The 18,289-nt window shown below is 64.8% G+C and carries 15 protein-coding genes; 7 read left to right on the top strand and 8 right to left on the bottom strand.

Annotated features, from left to right (window positions below; all coding sequences use genetic code 11):
- Positions 1–50: 50 nt before the first annotated feature.
- The 5 genes from KYN89_RS11855 to KYN89_RS11835 all read right to left on the bottom strand — a co-directional run bounded on the left by KYN89_RS11855 (position 51) and on the right by KYN89_RS11835 (position 6,213).
- Positions 51–176, bottom strand: coding sequence for a DUF2474 domain-containing protein (locus KYN89_RS11855; protein ID WP_010235022.1), 126 nt, complete (start codon positions 174–176; stop codon positions 51–53).
- On the bottom strand, positions 176–1,174 hold the full coding sequence (gene cydB, locus KYN89_RS11850; protein ID WP_222825248.1) for a cytochrome d ubiquinol oxidase subunit II: 999 nt from the start codon (positions 1,172–1,174) through the stop codon (positions 176–178). The genes KYN89_RS11855 and cydB overlap by 1 nt, the downstream gene beginning before the upstream one ends.
- Entirely contained in the window at positions 1,171–2,643 is a 1,473-nt protein-coding gene (locus tag KYN89_RS11845) for a cytochrome ubiquinol oxidase subunit I (RefSeq protein WP_222825247.1), read from the bottom strand. The genes cydB and KYN89_RS11845 overlap by 4 nt, the downstream gene beginning before the upstream one ends.
- Positions 2,644–2,735: 92 nt before the next feature.
- Positions 2,736–3,782: a GGDEF domain-containing protein gene (locus tag KYN89_RS11840; RefSeq protein ID WP_222825246.1), complete on the bottom strand. Its 1,047-nt coding sequence runs from the start codon at positions 3,780–3,782 to the stop codon at positions 2,736–2,738.
- 265 nt (positions 3,783–4,047) lie between these two features.
- Entirely contained in the window at positions 4,048–6,213 is a 2,166-nt protein-coding gene (locus KYN89_RS11835; RefSeq protein ID WP_222825245.1) for a S46 family peptidase, read from the bottom strand.
- A gap of 230 nt (positions 6,214–6,443) precedes the next feature.
- On the opposite strand from KYN89_RS11835, the gene acs reads away from it, so the two are divergent.
- The 6 genes from acs to KYN89_RS11805 all read left to right on the top strand — a co-directional run bounded on the left by acs (position 6,444) and on the right by KYN89_RS11805 (position 12,829).
- Positions 6,444–8,366: an acetate--CoA ligase gene (acs, locus tag KYN89_RS11830; protein WP_222825244.1), complete on the top strand. Its 1,923-nt coding sequence runs from the start codon at positions 6,444–6,446 to the stop codon at positions 8,364–8,366.
- Between the two features lie 129 nt (positions 8,367–8,495).
- On the top strand, positions 8,496–9,905 hold the full coding sequence (locus KYN89_RS11825; RefSeq protein ID WP_222825542.1) for a circularly permuted type 2 ATP-grasp protein: 1,410 nt from the start codon (positions 8,496–8,498) through the stop codon (positions 9,903–9,905).
- A 32-nt stretch (positions 9,906–9,937) separates the two neighbouring features.
- Complete coding sequence (locus KYN89_RS11820) at positions 9,938–10,885, top strand: alpha-E domain-containing protein (protein WP_222825243.1); 948 nt, start codon at positions 9,938–9,940, stop codon at positions 10,883–10,885.
- A complete protein-coding gene (locus KYN89_RS11815; protein WP_222825242.1) occupies positions 10,882–11,682 on the top strand; it encodes a transglutaminase family protein in 801 nt (266 codons plus the stop codon). The genes KYN89_RS11820 and KYN89_RS11815 overlap by 4 nt, the downstream gene beginning before the upstream one ends.
- Positions 11,683–11,717: 35 nt before the next feature.
- Positions 11,718–12,473 (top strand): proteasome-type protease, encoded by a 756-nt coding sequence (locus tag KYN89_RS11810; RefSeq protein ID WP_222825241.1) that lies wholly within the window; start codon positions 11,718–11,720, stop codon positions 12,471–12,473.
- A gap of 23 nt (positions 12,474–12,496) precedes the next feature.
- Positions 12,497–12,829, top strand: a complete 333-nt coding sequence (locus tag KYN89_RS11805; protein WP_248285197.1) for a protein tyrosine phosphatase family protein — start codon at positions 12,497–12,499, stop codon at positions 12,827–12,829.
- 4 nt (positions 12,830–12,833) lie between these two features.
- Here the strand turns inward: KYN89_RS11805 and KYN89_RS11800 are convergent, their stop codons facing one another.
- The 3 genes from KYN89_RS11800 to KYN89_RS11790 form a co-directional block, all read right to left on the bottom strand.
- Positions 12,834–13,988 (bottom strand): glycosyltransferase family 4 protein, encoded by a 1,155-nt coding sequence (locus KYN89_RS11800; RefSeq protein ID WP_222825240.1) that lies wholly within the window; start codon positions 13,986–13,988, stop codon positions 12,834–12,836.
- A 192-nt stretch (positions 13,989–14,180) separates the two neighbouring features.
- A complete protein-coding gene (locus tag KYN89_RS11795) occupies positions 14,181–15,767 on the bottom strand; it encodes a hypothetical protein (RefSeq protein ID WP_222825239.1) in 1,587 nt (528 codons plus the stop codon).
- Complete coding sequence (locus KYN89_RS11790) at positions 15,764–17,005, bottom strand: Coenzyme F420 hydrogenase/dehydrogenase, beta subunit C-terminal domain (protein ID WP_222825238.1); 1,242 nt, start codon at positions 17,003–17,005, stop codon at positions 15,764–15,766. Before KYN89_RS11790 ends, KYN89_RS11795 begins: the two co-directional genes overlap by 4 nt.
- A 270-nt stretch (positions 17,006–17,275) precedes the next feature.
- Between KYN89_RS11790 and KYN89_RS11785 the strand changes: the two genes are divergently transcribed.
- The gene (locus tag KYN89_RS11785) at positions 17,276–18,265 is read left to right on the top strand and encodes a glycosyltransferase family 2 protein (RefSeq protein ID WP_222825237.1); all 990 of its coding nucleotides are present in this window, start codon (positions 17,276–17,278) and stop codon (positions 18,263–18,265) included.
- Positions 18,266–18,289 lie beyond the last annotated feature (24 nt).

The following is an 18,289-nucleotide window of genomic DNA, read 5'->3' as shown; positions in this document are numbered from 1 at the left end:
CCCGGGAATTTAAGTTTCGATCGGCGACCGATTGTGGCCGGTGCGTGCCCTCAGGGTATCAGCCACCAGCGGATGAGAAACGCGACCGCACCCAGGACGGCGACACTCATCCCCCAGATCGCGGCCATCCAGCCAAGCCGCTTCCACAGCGGGCTGTCGACGTCACCTTCCGCCATCAGTGGTAGCCTTCGTCGCCCACCTTGCCGCGGAACACCCAGTAGGCCCAGGCGGTGTAGGCGATGATCAGCGGCATGGTGATCGCAACGCCTACCAGCATGAAGATCTGGCTGCGTTCGGGCGCGGCGGCATCCCAGATCGTCAGGCCCGGGGGGACCACGTAGGGCCAGATGGTCACGCCCACGCCGGCGAGCCCGAAGAAGAACAGCGCCAGCGAAAGCCAGAAGGGCTTGGAATGGCGATCACACGACAGCGCGTGCCACAGGAATCCCGCCACGATCAGGGTGGCGATCGGGATCGGTGCGACCCAGTAGATCGCAGGTGCGCTCAACCAGTGGTCGCCATATTCGGGGCGCAGCACGAGGTTGTAGAGGCTGACCGCGCCCATCAGCGCGAGTGTCGCCACCGCTGCGATCTTGCCCAGCTTGCGTGCGTGAGTCTGCGCGTCGCCGTCCAGCTTCCACACCAGCCATGTCGCGCCGAGCAGGGCGTAGCCTGCTACCGTGCCGACACCCGTGAGCAGGGTGTAGGGCGTCAGCCAGTCCCACCAGCTGCCCGAATAGGCGCGGTCGGTAACCTCGATCCCCTGCAGCAGCGCGCCAAGGATCATGCCCTGTGACAGCGCGGCAACGATCGAGCCGCCGCTGAAGGCTGCATCCCAGAAGCGCCGGTGCGAGGGATCGCGCCAGCGATATTCGAACGCGACCCCGCGGAAGACCAGCCCCAGCAGCATCGCGATGATCAGCGGATAGGTCGCAGGCAGGATCACCGCATAGGCCAGCGGGAAGGCCGCGAACAGGCCGCCGCCGCCCAGCACCAGCCAGGTCTCGTTACCATCCCACACCGGCGCGATGGAGTTCATCGCACGGTCGCGTTCGCGGCCAACCGCGAAGCTGGGGAAGAGCACTCCGATGCCGAGGTCGAACCCGTCCATCACCACATAGGCGAAGATCGCGAAGGCGATGATGAAGGCCCAGATCGTCGTGAGGTCGATCATTGGTCGTCCTCCCTGCCTTCAGGCTCGATATACCGGATCGAACTGAGCGAATCCGGGCTGAGATTGCCGGGGTCCTGGGTCGGCCCCGGAGTGATCCCGGCAGTCCGGATCGGACCCGTATCGCCGCGCTTGACCCCGGTCTCGCGGGCTTGAGGTGGCTGTTTCATCAGGCGCATGATGTACCAGGTGCCGGTACCGAAGACCGCGAAGTAGACGATGACGAAGGCGATCAGAGATGCGCCCACGGCAGGCGCGTCGAGCGGGCTCGCCGCATCGGCGGTGCGCAGAAGATTGTAGATCACGTAGGGCTGGCGGCCGACTTCGGTGGTGATCCAGCCCGCGATAACCGCGACGAAGCCGGCAGGCCCCATCACCAGTGCGGCGCGGTGCAGCCAGCGCCAGTCGTACAGCTTGCCGCGCCAGCGGGCGAGCAGGCTCCACAGCCCGACGCCGAGCATCGCGAAGCCCAGCCCGACCATGATGCGGAACGACCAGAAGACGATGCCGACCGGCGGCTGCTCGTCGAGCGGGATCGTATCGAGCCCGTCGAGCGGCGCGTTGAGATCGTGCTTGAGGATCAGGCTGGAGGCCTTGGGAATCTCGACCGCGTACTTCACCTCACGCGCGTCGCTGTCGGGAATGCCGAACAGGATCAGCGGCGCGCCGTCGGGGTGGCTCTGGTAATGGCCTTCCATCGCCATCACCTTCTGCGGCTGGTGCTCCAGCGTGTTGAGCCCGTGCGCGTCGCCGGCGAAAATCTGGATCGGCACGACCAGCGCGGCCATCCACATCGCCATCGAGAACATCTTGCGCGCGTGGCCGTTGGTGCGGTCCTTCAGCAGGTGCCATGCGCCCACGCCGCCGACCACGAAGGCGGTGGTCAGATAGGCGGCGAGCACGGTGTGCACGAGGCGGTAGGGGAAGCTGGGGTTGAAGATGATCGTCACCCAGCTGTCTCCCGGCAGGAACTGGCCGTTTGCGCCCATTTCGTAGCCGACCGGGGTCTGCATCCAGCTGTTGACCGAGAGAATCCAAAAGGCGCTGATGAAGGTGCCACCTGCGACCATCAGGGTGGCTGCGAAATGCAGTTTCTTGCCCACGCGGTTCATCCCGAACAGCATCACGCCGAGGAAGCCGGCTTCGAGGAAGAACGCTGTCAGCACCTCGTAGGCCATAAGCGGCCCGATCACCGGACCTGCCTTGTCGGAGAAGACCGCCCAGTTGGTGCCGAACTGATAGGACATCACGATGCCGCTGACGACGCCCATCGCGAACGCGATCGCGAAGATCTTCAGCCAGTATTTGAACAGGTCCATATAGACCGTCTTGCCGGTCTTCAGCCAAAGGCCTTCGAGGACAGCAAGATAGCTCGCCAGCCCGATCGAAAAGGCAGGGAAGATAAAGTGGAAGCTGACCGTGAACGCGAACTGGATCCGGGCCAGGATGATGGGATCGACTGCATCGAACATGGGCGCGACTTACAGAAAAGCCTGCCGTGCTACCAGCGCCGGTTCGTCATCGGGCGTTGCGATCCGCGCAACAGAGACGATCTGCTGCGTCGTCACGCGGCCAGCGTGGGCGCGTAGCGCGTGCCGATACCCTTGCCCGCTTTCTTCGCGGCATAGAGCGCCCGGTCGGCCAGAACATGCAGCTCCGCGATGTTGGTGGCATCGTCCGGGTAACAGGCGAAGCCCGCAGTAACGCCGATTTCGACCAGGCTTTTTGCATCGGCCGCGTAGGGCGCGCCGGAGACTTTGGCGAGGACCGCTTCGATTACCGCCTCGGCCGTCTGTGCGTCCTGGCCGGGCAGAAGGACGAGGAATTCGTCTCCCCCGATCCGCGCGAGCACCTGTCCGTCGGCAAGCGCCGACTCCATGCGATTGGCGACCTCGCAGAGCAGATCGTCCCCCGCTGCATGGCCGAAGCGGTCGTTGATCGGCTTGAAGCCGTCCAGATCGAAACAGACCAGCGAGAACACCTCGTCGCGGGAGAGCTTTTTCATCACCCCTTCAAGCCCATGCCGATTGAGCAGACCCGTCAACGGATCTCGGCGCGCACGCTCTGCATTGATCAGTTCCGCGCTGAGGGCGGAAAGCATCGCGCTGCGGTAGTGTGCCAGCAACTGGATCGAGCCGACCAGGAAACCGGGCAGCAGCGCCAGCAGCGCCAGCATCAGCGGTTCGCCCGTGCTCGCGGCGCCGGCCAGGAACGGCCCCACGCATAGCGCGACCAGCAGCATGCCGAGCCGGGGCGCAGCGTAGTTGCGCGCGCATAGTGGTCCGACCAGCCCCATGCAGTGCGCCGCCACCAGCACCATCATGCCCGTATTGCCGCTTCTCATCGAGAAGAAGAAGAGCGCGCCCTGCAGCGCGCACCACAGGATCGAAAGCGTGATCGGTATGTCTATGCCCGGTATCTCGCCCGTGGAGCGGATCCTGCTCACCCGCTTCAGGCTGATGAGGCGGGTGAACAGCAAAATCGTCTCAATGACGATGATGATCGTGAAAGCCGGTCCGCCGATTGTGAAATGCGCGAGGCTGGCCAGGAACAGGCCATTCACGGCCCCCAAGATCACTGCACTTGGCGAGGAGAGCAGCGCACCGCACATGAATGGACGCAGTTCTTTGGGTGTCCCATGGCTCCACCGCATCAGCCACGGCAAAGGTCCTTGCGTCGCGTTCAACCGTCCCTCGGGCCGATCGGGCGAAGCGCCTTGGGTCCTATCGTCCATCCTCATACGAACGCGATAGCGACACATCGCTAATAAAGATTAAAGTGATGATAGGGAATATGCCGCAAAATCAATGCGTGCGTTGCAAAGAAAAGGGCGACCCGCGGGCCGCCCTTTCTTTTCTCGTGAAGTGGATGGCCGTCTAGTCGACGATGTCCATTTCCGCGATCAGGTTCTGCGCCCCGTCGACCTTTTCCATCACCCACAGCATGTAGCGGGTGTCGACGTGGATCGAACGCGTGGTGCGCGGATCGAAATCCCAGTCCGAATTGACGCTTTCGAACGTGCCGTCGAACAGCAGGCCGACCAGTTCGCCCTTCGCGTTGAGGGTGGCCGAGCCGCTGTTGCCGCCGGTCACGTCGAGATCGGACAGGAAGTTGACCGGGACCGAGCCGATCGAGTCGAGCTTGTACTGGCCGTAATCCTTCGCCTCGATCAGGGCGAGTTCGCGCGCCGGAGCGTTGAACGGATCGATCCCGGTGTCCTTCTGGGTGATCCCTTCGAGCGTGGTGAAGGGCAGGTACTCCATCCCGTCGAACGGCGATCCGCCCATCACGTTGCCGTAGGTGATGCGCAGCGTCGAATTGGCATCGGGATAGGGCAGCATGCCCTGTTCGGACTGCCACTGCGTGATCGCCTCCATATAGGCGGGGCGCAGGGCGAGCGCGCGACCGGCGCGTTCCTCGGCTTCGTCCTCCAGCCCGCGCTCGTAATCGTAGAGCGCGATCGCGAGCTTCATGAAGGGATCGTTGCTGGCCTCCAGATCGGCGACGCTGGCATCCATCAGCGCGAGGCGGGTCTCGGTCTCGTCGAGCGAGGTGTTCGCGTAATAGGGATCGAGGATCGCATCGAGCTGCCTGGCATCGTCGACGCCGGTCAGGCCCAGGGCGTTGTCGAACACGGCGACGCGTTCGGCCTGCGGCTGGGCGAGATAGCCGCTGAGGAACAGCTCCCATTCGGCCTTGTCGACGCTGGCGTCATAGCGGCGGTCGAGTGCCTGCAGGCCCTGGCGGAAGAACGCCATGTCGCGTTCCTGATAGCCGGACTCGCGCTGGGCGTTCGGCTTCTCGCGCTCTTTGGCGAGACGATAGAGCCGCTGGGCGACCGAGAGCAGCTGCGCACGCGTGGCGTTGCCGTACCAGAAGCTGGTCCGCGCCGCGGTGGCGTTTTCCTGCGAGAGTTCGGCCAGGTCCTCGATCGCCGGGCCGTAAGCTGCCCGCGAAGGATCGGCGGCGATCCATGCGGCGAGCGCGGCCTCGCGTTCGCGGCGGCGTTCGATCAGGCCGACGCGGCGCGCGCCTTCGATCTGGCCGCGCAGGTTCTTTTCGTAATTGTTGAGCCCGGCAAGACGTGCTTCGTATTTGACGCGCGCATCCGATCCTTCGGGCGCGGCGGCTTCGATCGTGCCGATCCAGTCGGTCAGCAGTTTCTGGAAGGTCGGATATTCCCAGCCGAAGGTGTTTTCGACTTCGGCGAGCATGGCATAGCGCGAGGTCGAGCCGGGATAGCCCGCGACCATCACGAAATCGCCTTCGTCGAGCCCGCTCTTGGAGACCTTCAGGAAGTGCTCGGCCTTGTAGGGCACGTTGTCTTCCGAATATTCGGCGGAGGAGCCGTCGGGCGCGACATAGGCGCGGTAGAACGAGAAATCGCCGGTGTGGCGCGGCCACATCCAGTTATCGACGTCGCCGCCATACTTGCCGATCGAATCCGCCGGGGCGTAGACGAGGCGCACGTCCTTCACTTCGAGCTGCTTGATCAGCTTGTATTCGTCTCCGCCGTAATAGCTCGCGACCCGGCAGCGATAGCCGGCTTCCTGCTCGCACTCCGCGGTGATGTCCTTCGCCCGCTGGTCGATCGCGTCATACCGCTCGTTGGGCGTCATCGCGTCCGTGCCCTCGCGCATGCGCTGGGTCACGTCGCTGAAGTCGGTGGTGACATAGATGCGCGAGCCGGGCGCGGCAGGCAGTTCGGCGCCCATGGTCTTCGCGAGGAAGCCGTTTTCGAGATAGTTGTTCTCGGCGGTCGAGTTGTACTGCACCGATCCGCGCGCGCAGTGGTGGTTGGTGACGACCAGGCCTTGCGGCGACACGAAGCTGGCCGAGCAGCCGCCTAGGCTGACGACCGCGCCCATCGGGAAGCCGGTGAGGTCGGTGAGCGCCTCGGGGTCGAGTTCGAGGCCGGTCTCTTTCAGATCGTCGGCAATCTCGGGCAGCTGCTCCGGAGTGAACATCCCTTCCTTGGCGGCAAGCGGCTGGACCGCGACACCAGCCATGAGAGCGGCCATCAAAAACACCTTGTTACGCATCTGATTCCCCTGAATTTCCCCGGCACGCGACTCGGCGCCGATGTTACAGGGTCACTCGCTATTGGCCTTGCCCGGATGGCGCAAGGGCGGCGCCATGTCGTTCGTCGGTCAGGCTGGTTCGTTCGTCAGCAGTCGATCACTGCGCGCGCAGTCCTGTGAAAGCTCCCCAGTCGCCAAAACCGTGACGATGGGTTAGCCAATTGGAAAACACGATTGGGAGAGCCAGCGCCGTGAGCGAATTCATCGACCCGCCGCAGACCGCGAACACGAACTGCACCGCAGAACAATACGAGGCGGATTACGCCCGCTCGCTGTCCGACCCGGACGGGTTCTGGCTGGAGCAGGCGCGGCGGCTCGACTGGGTCGATGCCCCCACCAAGGGCGGCGAATGGTCGTTCGATCCGGTCGATATCACGTGGTTCGCCGACGGCACGCTCAACCTGTGTCACAATGCAGTCGACCGGCATCTGGCCGACAAGGCGGACAAGACTGCGCTCATCTTCGAGCCCGACGATCCCGACGGCGAGGTCCGCACGCTGACCTACGCCGATCTTCATCGCGAGGTTGTGCGCATGGCCAATGCGCTCAAGGCGATGGGCGTAACCAAGGGCGCGCGGGTCACGCTGTACATGCCGACGGTGGTCGAAGGCGTGGTCGCGATGCTCGCCTGCGCGCGGCTGGGCGCGATCCATTCGGTCGTGTTCGGCGGCTTCTCGCCCGAGGCACTGGCCGGTCGCATCATCGATTGCGACAGCCAGTTCGTGATCACCGCCGACGAAGGCCTGCGCGGGCGCAAGCCGATCCCGCTCAAGGCCAACGTCGATGCCGCGGTCGACGAACATGATACGCCGGTGAAGGGCGTGCTGGTGATCGCACATACCGGCGCGGACATTGCGATGAAGCAGGGCCGCGACCACTGGTACGCCGACCTTGCCAGTGAAGGCGACTGCCCGTGCGAGCCGATGAATGCGGAAGACCCGCTGTTCATCCTCTATACCTCGGGCTCGACCGGCAAGCCCAAGGGTGTGCTGCACACCACGGGCGGCTACGGTGTGTGGACCGCGACAACCTTCCACTATGCGTTCGATCACAGGCCGGACGACATCTTCTGGTGTTCCGCCGACATCGGCTGGATCACCGGGCACAGCTACGTCACCTACGGACCGCTGCTGAACGGCGCGACGCAGGTGATCTTCGAAGGCGTGCCCAACTATCCCGACCACGGGCGCTTCTGGCAGGTCATCGAAAAGCACAAGGTTTCGATCTTCTACACCGCACCGACCGCAATCCGCGCGCTGATGCGCGAGGGGGATCGCTTCGTCACCGCGCACGACCGCTCCAGCCTGCGCCTGCTCGGCTCGGTGGGGGAGCCGATCAACCCGGAAGCATGGCGCTGGTATCGCGACGTGCCGGGCGAGGGCCGGGTGCCCGTCGTCGATACCTGGTGGCAGACCGAGACGGGCGGGATCATGCTGACCACGCTGCCCGCCGCCCATGCGATGAAACCGGGCAGTGCAGGCCTGCCGTTCTTCGGCGTGCAGCCGCAACTGGTCGACAACGACGGCGGGGTGCTGGAAGGCGTGGCGGAGGGCAATCTGTGCCTGACCGCGAGCTGGCCGGGGCAGGCGCGCACCGTCTACGGCGATCACGACCGCTTCGTGCAGACCTATTTCAGCACCTACAACGGCAAGTACTTTACAGGCGACGGATGCCAGCGTGACGCGAACGGCTACTACCGCATCACGGGCCGGGTCGACGATGTGATCAACGTCTCGGGTCACCGGATGGGCACGGCCGAGGTGGAAAGCGCGCTGGTGCTCCACCCGCATGTGGCGGAGGCCGCGGTGGTCGGCTTCCCGCACGATATCAAGGGGCAGGGCATCTATTGCTATGTCACGCTCAACGCGGGCGATGACGGTTCGGACGCGCTTGCCGAAGAACTGCGCCAGCAGGTCCGCAAGGAAATCGGCCCGGTGGCCACGCCTGACCGGATCCATTTCACCGATGCTTTGCCAAAGACCCGTTCGGGCAAGATCATGCGCCGTATCCTGCGCAAGATCGCCGAGAACGATTATGGTTCTCTGGGCGATACATCGACGCTCGCAGACCCGTCACTGGTCGATCGGCTGATCGAGGGGCGCGTCTCCGGATGAGGTGAAGATTTCGCGCGGCGGAACAATTGACGCAGGCTCTTGGTTGGGTGACTATCGACGGCATACGGCCAGTAGAGAAGCCGGAACAGCCGAACAGGAAGGCCGGGAACTCAATTGAGCTTCGACGAAATGCTTGGACACGATGGGGGTAAGTCGGGCGAGACCCGCGAAGCCTACCAGGCATTTCGTAAATGGCTCGATTCCCAACCTGACAACCGGGTCCTGCGAAAGTCCGAGCAGGCGGAGAATTTCTTCCGCAAGATTGGCATCACCTTCAACGTCTATGGCGAAGAGGCGGCGGACGAGCGGCTGATCCCGTTCGACGTCGTGCCGCGCGTGCTGTCGGGTAACGAATGGCGCAAGCTCTCCAAGGGTATCGAGCAGCGCGTTCGTGCGATCAACGCGTTCCTCTATGACATCTACCACCGGCAGGAGATCCTGCGCGCGGGGCGCGTGCCCGAAAGCCTGATCGCCAATAATGCCGCGTTCCTGCCCAAGATGATGGGCTTCGATCCGCCCGGTGGCATCTACACCCACATCATCGGCACCGACATCGTGCGCACCGGGCCGGACGAATTCTACGTGCTGGAAGACAATGCGCGGACCCCGTCGGGCGTGTCCTACATGCTCGAAAACCGCGAGATCATGCTTCAGATGTTTCCGGAGCTGTTCGCGGATATCCCGATCCGCGAGGTGAGCGATTACCCCAGCTGGCTGCGCCGCTCGCTGTCGTCATGCGCACCTGCCGCGTGCCTCGACAAGCCGACCGTTGCGGTGCTGACGCCGGGGACGTTCAATTCCGCCTATTTCGAACACAGCTTCCTCGCCGACCAGATGGGTGCGGAGCTGATCGAGGGGTCGGACCTTCGCGTGATCGACGGGCGGGTCGCGATGCGCACCACCCAAGGCTACAAGCCGGTCGATGTGATCTATCGCCGGATCGACGACGAATATCTCGACCCGCTCAACTTCAATCCGGAATCGATGCTCGGCGTGCCGGGGATCTTCGATGTGTATCGCGCGGGCGGCGTCACCATCGCCAATGCGCCGGGAACGGGCATCGCCGACGACAAGGCGCTGTACAGTTACATGCCGGAGATCGTGAAATTCTACACCGGCGAAGAACCGCTGTTGAAGAACGTGCCCACCTGGCGCTGTTCGGAGCCGGACCAGCTGGCCGAAGTGCTCGACAAGCTGGACGAGCTGGTGGTGAAAGAGGTCCACGGATCGGGCGGCTACGGCATGCTGATCGGCCCGACAGCCAGCAAGCAGGAAATTGCCGACTTCCGCGCGAAGCTGAAGGAACAGCCCGAAGGCTACATCGCACAGCCAACGCTGGCGCTATCGACCGTGCCGATCTTTACCGAGCAGGGCCTCGCCCCGCGCCACGTCGATTTCCGCCCCTTCGTGCTGATGGCGCCCAATTCGATCGACATCGTTCCCGGCGGGCTGACCCGCGTGGCGATGAACGAGGGATCGCTGGTGGTGAATTCAAGCCAGGGCGGCGGTACCAAGGATACGTGGGTGCTCGATGACTGATCGCGCGACGACCCTTTCGACGGAGGCGCGCGATGCTGGGTAAGACCGCGTCCGGCCTGTTCTGGATGTTCCGCTATCTCGAGCGGGCGGAGGCGACCGCGCGTCTGCTCGACGCGGGCTTCCGCATCGCGCTGACGCGCGCAGGTTCGTCGCGTTCGGAATGGCAGTCCGTGCTGACCACGGTCGGCCAGCTGGATGCCTTCAAGGCCCGCCATGGCGAGCCGAACTCGTCCAAGGTGATCGAATTCCTGCTCAGCGATCGGGACAATCCCTCCAGCATCATCTCGATGGTCAAATCCGCGCGCGACAATGCGCGCGGCGTCCGGATCGGGCTTACCAGCGAGGTGTGGGAAGCGACCAACGAAAGCTGGATGACGCTCGACAAGCTGCTGCGCGGGACCATCCCCGAAGCGGACCTGCCCGACACGCTGACCACGATCCGCCAGCAGAACGCGCTGGTGCGCGGCGCGACCACCGGCACGATGCTGCGCAACGACGGCTTTAATTTCGTGCGACTGGGCACCTTCATCGAACGCGCCGACAACACCGCGCGCATCCTCGATGTGAAGTACTACCTGCTGCTGCCCTCGATCAGCCAGGTCGGCTCCACGCTCGACATCAAGCAGTGGGAGACGATCCTGCGCTCGGTCTCGGCGCTGCGCAGTTACCAGTGGCTCCACGGCGCGACGGTCAATCCGCGCGACATCGCCCAGTTCCTGATCCTGCACGAACAGATGCCACGCAGCCTCGCGTTCTGCTATAACAAGATATGCGACAATCTGGGCTACCTCGCGAAGAACTACGACAACCGCACGGAGTCCTGCGAATTGGCCGACCGCATTCACCTCGATTATCTGGGCCGGTCGATGGACGCCATCTTCGACGACGGGCTGCACGAGTTCATCGAAAGCTTCCTCGACGCGAACAACCGGCTCGCGAGCCAGATTTCCACCGACTATTCGTTTGGACCGGCCGCATGAGGCTGCGGGTCGATCACGAGACGCGCTATACCTACGATGCGCCGGTCGCCTACGGTCTGCAGCAGGTCCGCATGCGACCCAAGGACAGCCGCGGCCAGAAGGTGCTCGACTGGACCATCACGGTCGAGGGCGGGGCGAGCGAGCTGTGCTACGACGATCACAACGGCAACCGGGTCGACCTGATCGGGATCGAGCCGGGCCGCACCGAAACCTCCATCCGCTGCGTCGGCCTGGTCGAAAATACCGAGGGTGACGGCGTGCTGGGCAAGCATCAGGGCTTCCTGCCGCTGTGGCACTTCAAGCGCTCTTCCCCGCTGACGCAGGCGGGCGAGGGCGTGCGCAAGCTGGTGGCCGGTCTTGGCGATTGCGACATCGCGCAGGTCTCCACCGGGCACGCGCTGTCCGCCGCGATCCTCGACACGGTCGGCTACGAGGGGGGCAACACCCATTCGGGCACCACGGCGGAAGAAGCGATCACCGGCGGCACGGGCGTGTGTCAGGACCATGCGCATATCTTTTGTTCGGCCGCCCGGCTGATGGGCCTGCCTGCACGCTACGTCTCGGGCTACCTGATGATGAACGACCGGGTCGAACAGGACGCCAGCCACGCCTGGGCGGAAGCCTACTTCGATGGCCTGGGCTGGGTCGGTTTCGATGTGTCCAACGGTTATTCCCCCGACGAGCGCTATATCCGCGTCGCAACCGGGATAGACTTCCGCGAAGCCGCGCCGATCAATGGCATGCGGATGGGGGGAAGTGACGAAGGCGTGCTTGTCACCCTGAAGGTCGAGCAATAGTCCTTTCCCAGCAACTACGACGAGTGCCGAACTAGATGACCTATTGCGTGGGCATGCGGCTGGACCGCGGCCTGATCTTCATGTCCGATACGCGGACCAATGCGGGCGTCGACGACGTCTCGCAGGTGCGCAAGATGCGCCACTGGGAAAACCCGGGGGAGCGGGTCATCACGCTGCTTTCGGCGGGCAATCTCGCGACTACGCAGGCGGTCGTCAGCCTGCTGGACGAGCGGACAAAGGCGCCGTCCGAACGCGACCCGTCGATCCTGTCGGCCCCGTCCATGTTCCAGATCGCGACCATCGTGGGCAATACCCTGCGCGAGGTGATTTCGTCGCTGCGGCACGAGGGGCCCGAGGCAAGCGCGTCGTTCCGCGCCAGCCTTATCCTGGGCGGCCAGATCGCGGGCAGCGAACCGCGCCTGTTCCTGATCTACCCGGAAGGCAACTTCATCGAGGCGGGCGATGACTCGCCCTTCTTCCAGACCGGCGAGACAAAGTATGGTCGCCCGATCATCGTGCGTACCTTCGACCCCGCGATGACCTTCGAGGATGCGACCCGGCTGCTGATGGTCAGCTTCGATTCGACCATCCGGTCCAATCTCGCGGTCGACCTGCCGCTCGATCTGGCCACGCACGAGCGCGATGCCTGCAGGCTCGGCCACCAGCAGCGGATCGAGACCAACGATCCCTATTTCCGTCGGATCTCCGAACAGTGGAGCCTATCGCTGCGCGAGGCGGTCAACCGCCTGCCGCAGTTCGAATTCGAAACGGGTGGCGAGACCGAGACCTGAACCGACGACTGGAAGGACTTTCGATGATCGACATGAAACAGCTCGATGAAAACGTATGGGTCGCCGGGCAGATCGACCCGGCAGACCTGCCTGCGCTGGCCGAACGTGGCTTTCGCGCCATCATCGGCAATCGCCCCGATGGCGAAGAGCCCGGCCAGCCAAGCTGGTCGGTGATTGCTGCGGCCGCGCAGGACGCGGGAATTGAGGCACGGCATATCCCCATCGCCGGGCCGGACGATATCGCCGCGCGCAAGGGCGATTTCGCGCAGGCGCTGGCCGAGATGCCGGGGCCGGTACTCGCCTTCTGCCGCTCCGGCGCGCGTTCTGGCCGCCTCTACGAAGCGGCGCAGGGCTGACAGGTCAGGCAGCCGCTCTGCGCTTTGCCGCGACGGCGGCGACCTTCGGGTCGCGCAGGTGCGGGCCCTCGGCGATCGCCTGGCGGTAGCTGGCGATCACGTTGTCGAGGATTGCCGACCAGTGATAGCGCTCGCTGAACGCGATCCCAGCATCGGCCAGGGTTTTCCGATAGGCGGGATCGTCCGTCAGCCGCTCGATCGCATCGGCATAGGCGCGGGCATCGCGCGGCGGCACGATCAGCCCGTTCTTGCCATCCTCGATCAAGGCCCGCGCTGCCGGGGCGTCCGCGCTGACCACCGCCAGGCCGGAGGCCATCGCCTCCAGATTGACGTTGCCGAACGCCTCGGTGATGCTCGGATTGACGAGGATGTCCGCGCTGCCGACCGCGCGTGCCAGTTCCTCACCCTCGACATGGCCGGTGAAGACCGCCTCGCCGATCCGCCCGGCAAGATCGTCGCCCGCAGGCCCGGCGCCGACGATCAGCGGGCGGACCTTGCGTCCACGCTCGCGAAGGGTCTTCACAACCTCTTCGAACACGTCGATGCCCTTTTCCTTCACCAGTCGCCCGAAGAACAGCAGCACCGCCTCGTCATCGGCGTAGCCCTTGGCCCGGCGCCATTCCGGGTCGCGGCGCGAGGGGTTCCACAGCTTGTGGTCGACGCCCCGGCTCCAGGTGTGGACATGATCGCCAAGCTGCGTCGTCTGGCGCAGTTCATCGACAAGATAGGGGTTGGGGGCGAGCACGATGTCGCACCGGCCGTAAAAGCGGTCGAGATAACGCTCCGCATAGCCCCGGAAGATATCGAGCCCGTAATAGGTGAAGTAGGTCTGGAACAGCGTGTGGAGGCTGGCCACCACCGGCACTTCGATCTCGGCAGCGAAGGTCTGCATCTGACGGCCGAGCCGGTCGGGTGCGGACAGGTGGACCACGTTGGGCGCGAAGGCGCGGATATCTTCGCGCACGGCGGCAGGCAGGCCCAGCGCCAGGCGGTATTCCTTGCGCGTCGGGATCGCGAAGGAGGGGACCGATACAAGATCGCCCGCAGGCGCGAAGGCGGGCTCCGCAATGGTCGGCGAATAGACGCGGACCTGCGCGCCATGCTCCAGCAGATAGCGCACCAGCCGGTTGAGCGCCTTGTTCGCGCCATCGCGAACCATGTTGTAATTTCCCGAGAACAGCGCGACCCGCAGACCGGCGGCCTTGCCACCCGTCCGCTCTGAATCGAAGACCGCGGTCTTCGCGCTAGGCTCGGTCTGTGCGATCGGTTGTTCCCTCGTCCCGCAATCTTCCTGGCGGATGCTACGCGCCTTGAAAAGGCCGCGCGGCGGTGCGCCTGTTTGGCTGCGCGGTTAGCACGGGGTGATGCGCGTGACGATAGTGATTGCGTCGGGCGTGGCCGAGCGCTCTTCGGACAGCGCAAATCCGCGGATCGGCGCAAGATCCTGCGGATGATAGCTGTCGGCGCTGGCGACGTGGCGCTTGGATGCGCGCGGCGCACGCAGCACGCGGTCGGTGGTGCGCAGGCCCTCGATCCGGTCTGTGATCTCGACGCTGCCGTCGCGATGCGTGATCTTGCGGTTCAAGACCGGCTCCGACTGCCCGCCGCGCTTGAAGATCAGCACGCGCTTGAGGATCGGGATCAGCCGCTTGCCGAGCACGAAGGCGAGACAGCGCAGCACGATATGCTGGAACGGGTTGGACAGCTTCTCGCGGTGGGAGAACATCCGTCCCGCAACCGAGATACCGCCATCGACCGGCTCGAACGACCAGTCCGCGCTCCACCAGTGCGACACATATTGCGTCTCATCGCGCTCCACGATCCAGCCGAAATCGCTCGCCTCGCCTGCGGGAGTGCTGATGGTGAGAATGCCGCCCTTGCGCGGCGAGACGATCAGTCCGTCGGCCAGATAGTGGCCCGAACCCTCGAACAGGTGCGGCGCGGGCGTGGCGGCATCGCTGGCCAGCGATGCCCGGCCTTCGAGCAGGGCGAGCGCGCGCATCACCGAATGGCCGATATAGTGGCAGATATAGCGGTCGTCGGTCGCGGCGTAGGTGTGATCCTCGCTGTCGGCGCTGGCGAACGCCCACTGCGCGACCCGCGCCGCGTCCGCGCGCTCAGCGTCCGTGCCCTCGATTGCGGAGCGGATGATGCCGTAGGGCACGAGGTAATCGGTGTTGCGGCTGTTGTGCTGGCCGACCCCGTTTGGCGCGGCAGCGGGAAACGCGGCCATGAAGCGGAGCGCGCGGGCGATGGCGTCGCGGACGTCCGCATCGCCGGTCGCGTCGTAAAGGTCCCACAGGCAATCGATGGTGACCGCGAGATAGCCCAGGTCCGGCCCGTCATATTCCCAGAACCAGCCTTCCGCGTGCTGCAAATCCAGCGTGCGGGCTTTGACCTGCGCGAAGGCTGCAGGATCGGCATCCTGCGGCAGAACCTTGTCGATCCATGCGAGCGCGGCGAGCCCGGCGACCTGCTGGTTACCCGCCTGCGCTTCGAACCGGGTGCGCAGCTGGCGCGCCGCGATCCGCAGACCGTCGCGCACGTCTTCCACCGCGACCACGCCCTGATCCGCCAGCTTGGCGGCGGCGAGCGTGGCGAAGGCGAGCGGGGGGTATCCCTGCTCCCACGGGTAATATTCCTCGAACGCGTAGTGCTTTTGCGCGCGCGTGTTCCAGAACCGCGCGCTGGCGGCGGCGATGGCGTCCAGCGCTTCGCGCTGATCGTGCCACTGCGGCAGGCGCGCGGCCTCGTGCAGCGCGTAGCCGGCCTGCTGGAGGATGATCGAGGGGAAGTCGCGGATCTTGTAGTGCCACCAGTTGCGATCTGCGCAGCCGAACAGCGGGGAGGTGGGGTCGCGGCACACCTGGGTCAGGATGCGCGGCATCCAGCGCTGCGCCACGCGAAGCAGTGGGGCATGCAGATCGGGCGCGCTCATTCCTCGTCCACGATCATGCGGAAATCGGCCAGCCCCTTGCGCTTGGTCGGCTTGCTCGCCTTCTTCCAGCTGAGCCGCAGCTTATTGAAGACCGGGCCGATCACGCTTTCGGGGATCTGCCGCAGCACGAAGCGGGCAGGGGCGGTGCTGCCGATCACGAACAGGGTGGAGATGACCAGTTCGGCCATCTTGCGCGATGGCGGGATCGTTGCTGGCGCCATGCCGTAATCGGGTGCAGCCAGCCCGATCTTGCGCCGCCATTGGTTACGGATGAAGCCGCCGCGCTTCTTGAAGTCGATCATGTGGCCGTGCATTTCGGTCGCCTTGAGATCGTCCTCGCGCTCCAGCACCAGCGCGCCTGCGGCGATCATCTCCTCGACCAGCGCCTCCATCTTCGCACTGCGCGTGACCACCACCGAATGCCCGCCGCCCTGCGCCTCGAACGCGGGGCTCCACGCATCGCCGACCGACAGGTCACAGAACTCGTTGGCGAAATCCATGCTCTGCAGGCTGGCGCGGGTGACGAAGAAGGGGATCAGGAAGTTGTAATAGACCTTCTTGGACCGCAGCACCTTGCCGCTCTGCGTCTTGATCTCAAGATAGCCCGGCCACTCGCCCGCGCGCCATTCGAGACTGGTGACGGGATCGTCCTTGGCCACGCCATGCGCGCGCACGAAGCTGTCGATCGCGGCGGGGTAGAGCGCGGTGCCGGTATAGGGGCCGAGGACGTAGTCGATCTGCTGCGCCTGCGGGTGCCCCGAATGCTGCAACCGCCGCAGTGCCGCCGCCTGTTCGGGGACCAGCGTGATCGCATAGCGCTTGCCCGGCTCCAGCCGTGAGAGGATGTCGAGCATCGCGACCGGGATGTAGACCGATTGCGCAGCATCGAGGATCTCCTCCGCCGTGCTCGCAATAACCGGGCTCGCTTCGAGTGGGGCGGGCACGCCCTGCCGCGCGACGATCGCCGCGTCGATCCGGCCCGATTGCAGCAGGTGGAGCAGCACCGCCGTGGTCACGCCGCCCGATGCTCCGCATGCGCGCACCGACGGGTCGCCCGCATAGCCGGTCCGGGTCGCGACGATGTGGCCGACCAGCCAGGAGTCCGGCATCCGCCCGTAATGGTCGAGATAGAGCTGCGGGTAGTCGATGCCCTTGCCCGGGCATGCCTCCCACGCGAGTTCGGGCAGCGCGGTGCCGGGCGCGAAGGCCGGCTTGGGCCCGGTCGCGGTGCGTCCCATCGCCGAGCGCCCGCTGGCATCCAGCGCCACGCATGCCCCGCAGCCGACGCAAATGCCGCGCTGCACCACCTTGTCGCGCAGGCGTTGCGTGACCGCGTTTTCAGATGTCAGGGAGCCGGTAATCCTTCGTACCTTTGTCCGGTTGAGCCAAACTGTGCGAGCCCATAGAGGGGGAGCGTCGTTTACGGCAACATTTCTTCTGGCCATCAACGGGTCTAGGGGCTTTAGCGCCCGACACCCCCACGAGACCTTCGATCAAAGAGCCCGCCTGTGAAGCTGATCATTCAAATCCCCTGCTACAACGAGGAAGAGACGCTTGGCGAGGCGCTGAGCGATCTGCCGCGCGAAGTGCCCGGCATCGACGTTGTCGAATGGCTGATCATCAATGATGGCAGCACCGACCGCACGGTGGAGGTCGCCAAGGCGCACGGGGTCGACCACATCGTCGATCTGCCGGTCAACATGGGACTGGCGCACGGTTTCATGGCCGGTGTCCAGCGGGGCCTTGCCGAAGGCGCGGACATAATCATCAACACCGATGCGGACAACCAGTACGACGCGTCCGACATCCCGCAACTGGTCGAGCCGATCCTGAAAGGGCAGGCGCAATACGTGATTGGGGCAAGGCCGATCCCCGATATCGAGCATTTCAGCAGCACCAAGCGGTTCCTCCAGAAGCTGGGCAGCCGCGTGGTCCAGATCGTTTCGGGGACGGACATTGCCGACGCGCCGAGCGGTTTTCGCGCACTGAGCCGCGAGGTCGCGCTGCGGATCAACGTGTTCGACAGCTACACCTACACGCTGGAATCGATCATCCAGGCGGGGCTCAGCGATTTTCGCATCGTCTCGGTTCCGGTGGGCGTGAACGGGGAGACGCGGCCCTCGCGGCTGGTCCGCTCGATCCGCGACTATGTGCGCCGCTCGATGATGTCGATCCTGCGGTCCTTCTTCGTCTACAAGCCGGGCAAGACCTTCTTCCTGCTCAGCCTGCTGCCCGCATTGCTCGGCACGGGTCTGATGATCCGCTGGCTGGTGCTGTTCTACATGGGGACCGAGCGCGCGCATGTCCCCAGTCTGGTGGTCGCCGCCGTGCTGCTGATCGCGACGCTGATCTTCTGGGTCGCGGGGCTGCTGGGGGAGCTGTTCGCGATCAACCGCCGGCTGCTGCAGGACCTGCAATATATGAAGCGCAAGGAACTGGCGGACGCGCACCTGCACCTGCGCGATCGGGAGCCGCCCGCCCCGCCGCCCGCGGGGTGAGCACCCCTCCGATGAGGGAGACGG

The sequence above is a fragment of the Alteriqipengyuania abyssalis genome, assembly GCF_019857185.1.
GTDB lineage: Bacteria > Pseudomonadota > Alphaproteobacteria > Sphingomonadales > Sphingomonadaceae > Alteriqipengyuania > Alteriqipengyuania abyssalis.
Note: the sequence above shows the minus strand (reverse complement) of the source record. Positions and strands in the feature narration are given on the sequence as shown.

What these genes read in the sequence shown, in the direction of transcription:
- KYN89_RS11855 (WP_010235022.1), bottom strand. Translation starts at nt 176, where the DNA reads ATGGCGGAAGGTGACGTCGACAGCCCGCTGTGGAAGCGGCTTGGCTGG.
- cydB (WP_222825248.1), bottom strand. Translation starts at nt 1,174, where the DNA reads ATGATCGACCTCACGACGATCTGGGCCTTCATCATCGCCTTCGCGATC.
- KYN89_RS11845 (WP_222825247.1), bottom strand. Translation starts at nt 2,643, where the DNA reads ATGTTCGATGCAGTCGATCCCATCATCCTGGCCCGGATCCAGTTCGCG.
- KYN89_RS11840 (WP_222825246.1), bottom strand. Translation starts at nt 3,782, where the DNA reads ATGTGCGGTGCGCTGCTCTCCTCGCCAAGTGCAGTGATCTTGGGGGCC.
- KYN89_RS11835 (WP_222825245.1), bottom strand. Translation starts at nt 6,213, where the DNA reads ATGCGTAACAAGGTGTTTTTGATGGCCGCTCTCATGGCTGGTGTCGCG.
- KYN89_RS11825 (WP_222825542.1), top strand. Translation starts at nt 8,496, where the DNA reads ATGCTTGGACACGATGGGGGTAAGTCGGGCGAGACCCGCGAAGCCTAC.
- KYN89_RS11820 (WP_222825243.1), top strand. Translation starts at nt 9,938, where the DNA reads ATGCTGGGTAAGACCGCGTCCGGCCTGTTCTGGATGTTCCGCTATCTC.
- KYN89_RS11815 (WP_222825242.1), top strand. Translation starts at nt 10,882, where the DNA reads ATGAGGCTGCGGGTCGATCACGAGACGCGCTATACCTACGATGCGCCG.
- KYN89_RS11810 (WP_222825241.1), top strand. Translation starts at nt 11,718, where the DNA reads ATGACCTATTGCGTGGGCATGCGGCTGGACCGCGGCCTGATCTTCATG.
- KYN89_RS11805 (WP_248285197.1), top strand. Translation starts at nt 12,497, where the DNA reads ATGATCGACATGAAACAGCTCGATGAAAACGTATGGGTCGCCGGGCAG.
- KYN89_RS11800 (WP_222825240.1), bottom strand. Translation starts at nt 13,988, where the DNA reads ATGGTTCGCGATGGCGCGAACAAGGCGCTCAACCGGCTGGTGCGCTAT.
- KYN89_RS11795 (WP_222825239.1), bottom strand. Translation starts at nt 15,767, where the DNA reads ATGAGCGCGCCCGATCTGCATGCCCCACTGCTTCGCGTGGCGCAGCGC.
- KYN89_RS11790 (WP_222825238.1), bottom strand. Translation starts at nt 17,005, where the DNA reads ATGGGACGCACCGCGACCGGGCCCAAGCCGGCCTTCGCGCCCGGCACC.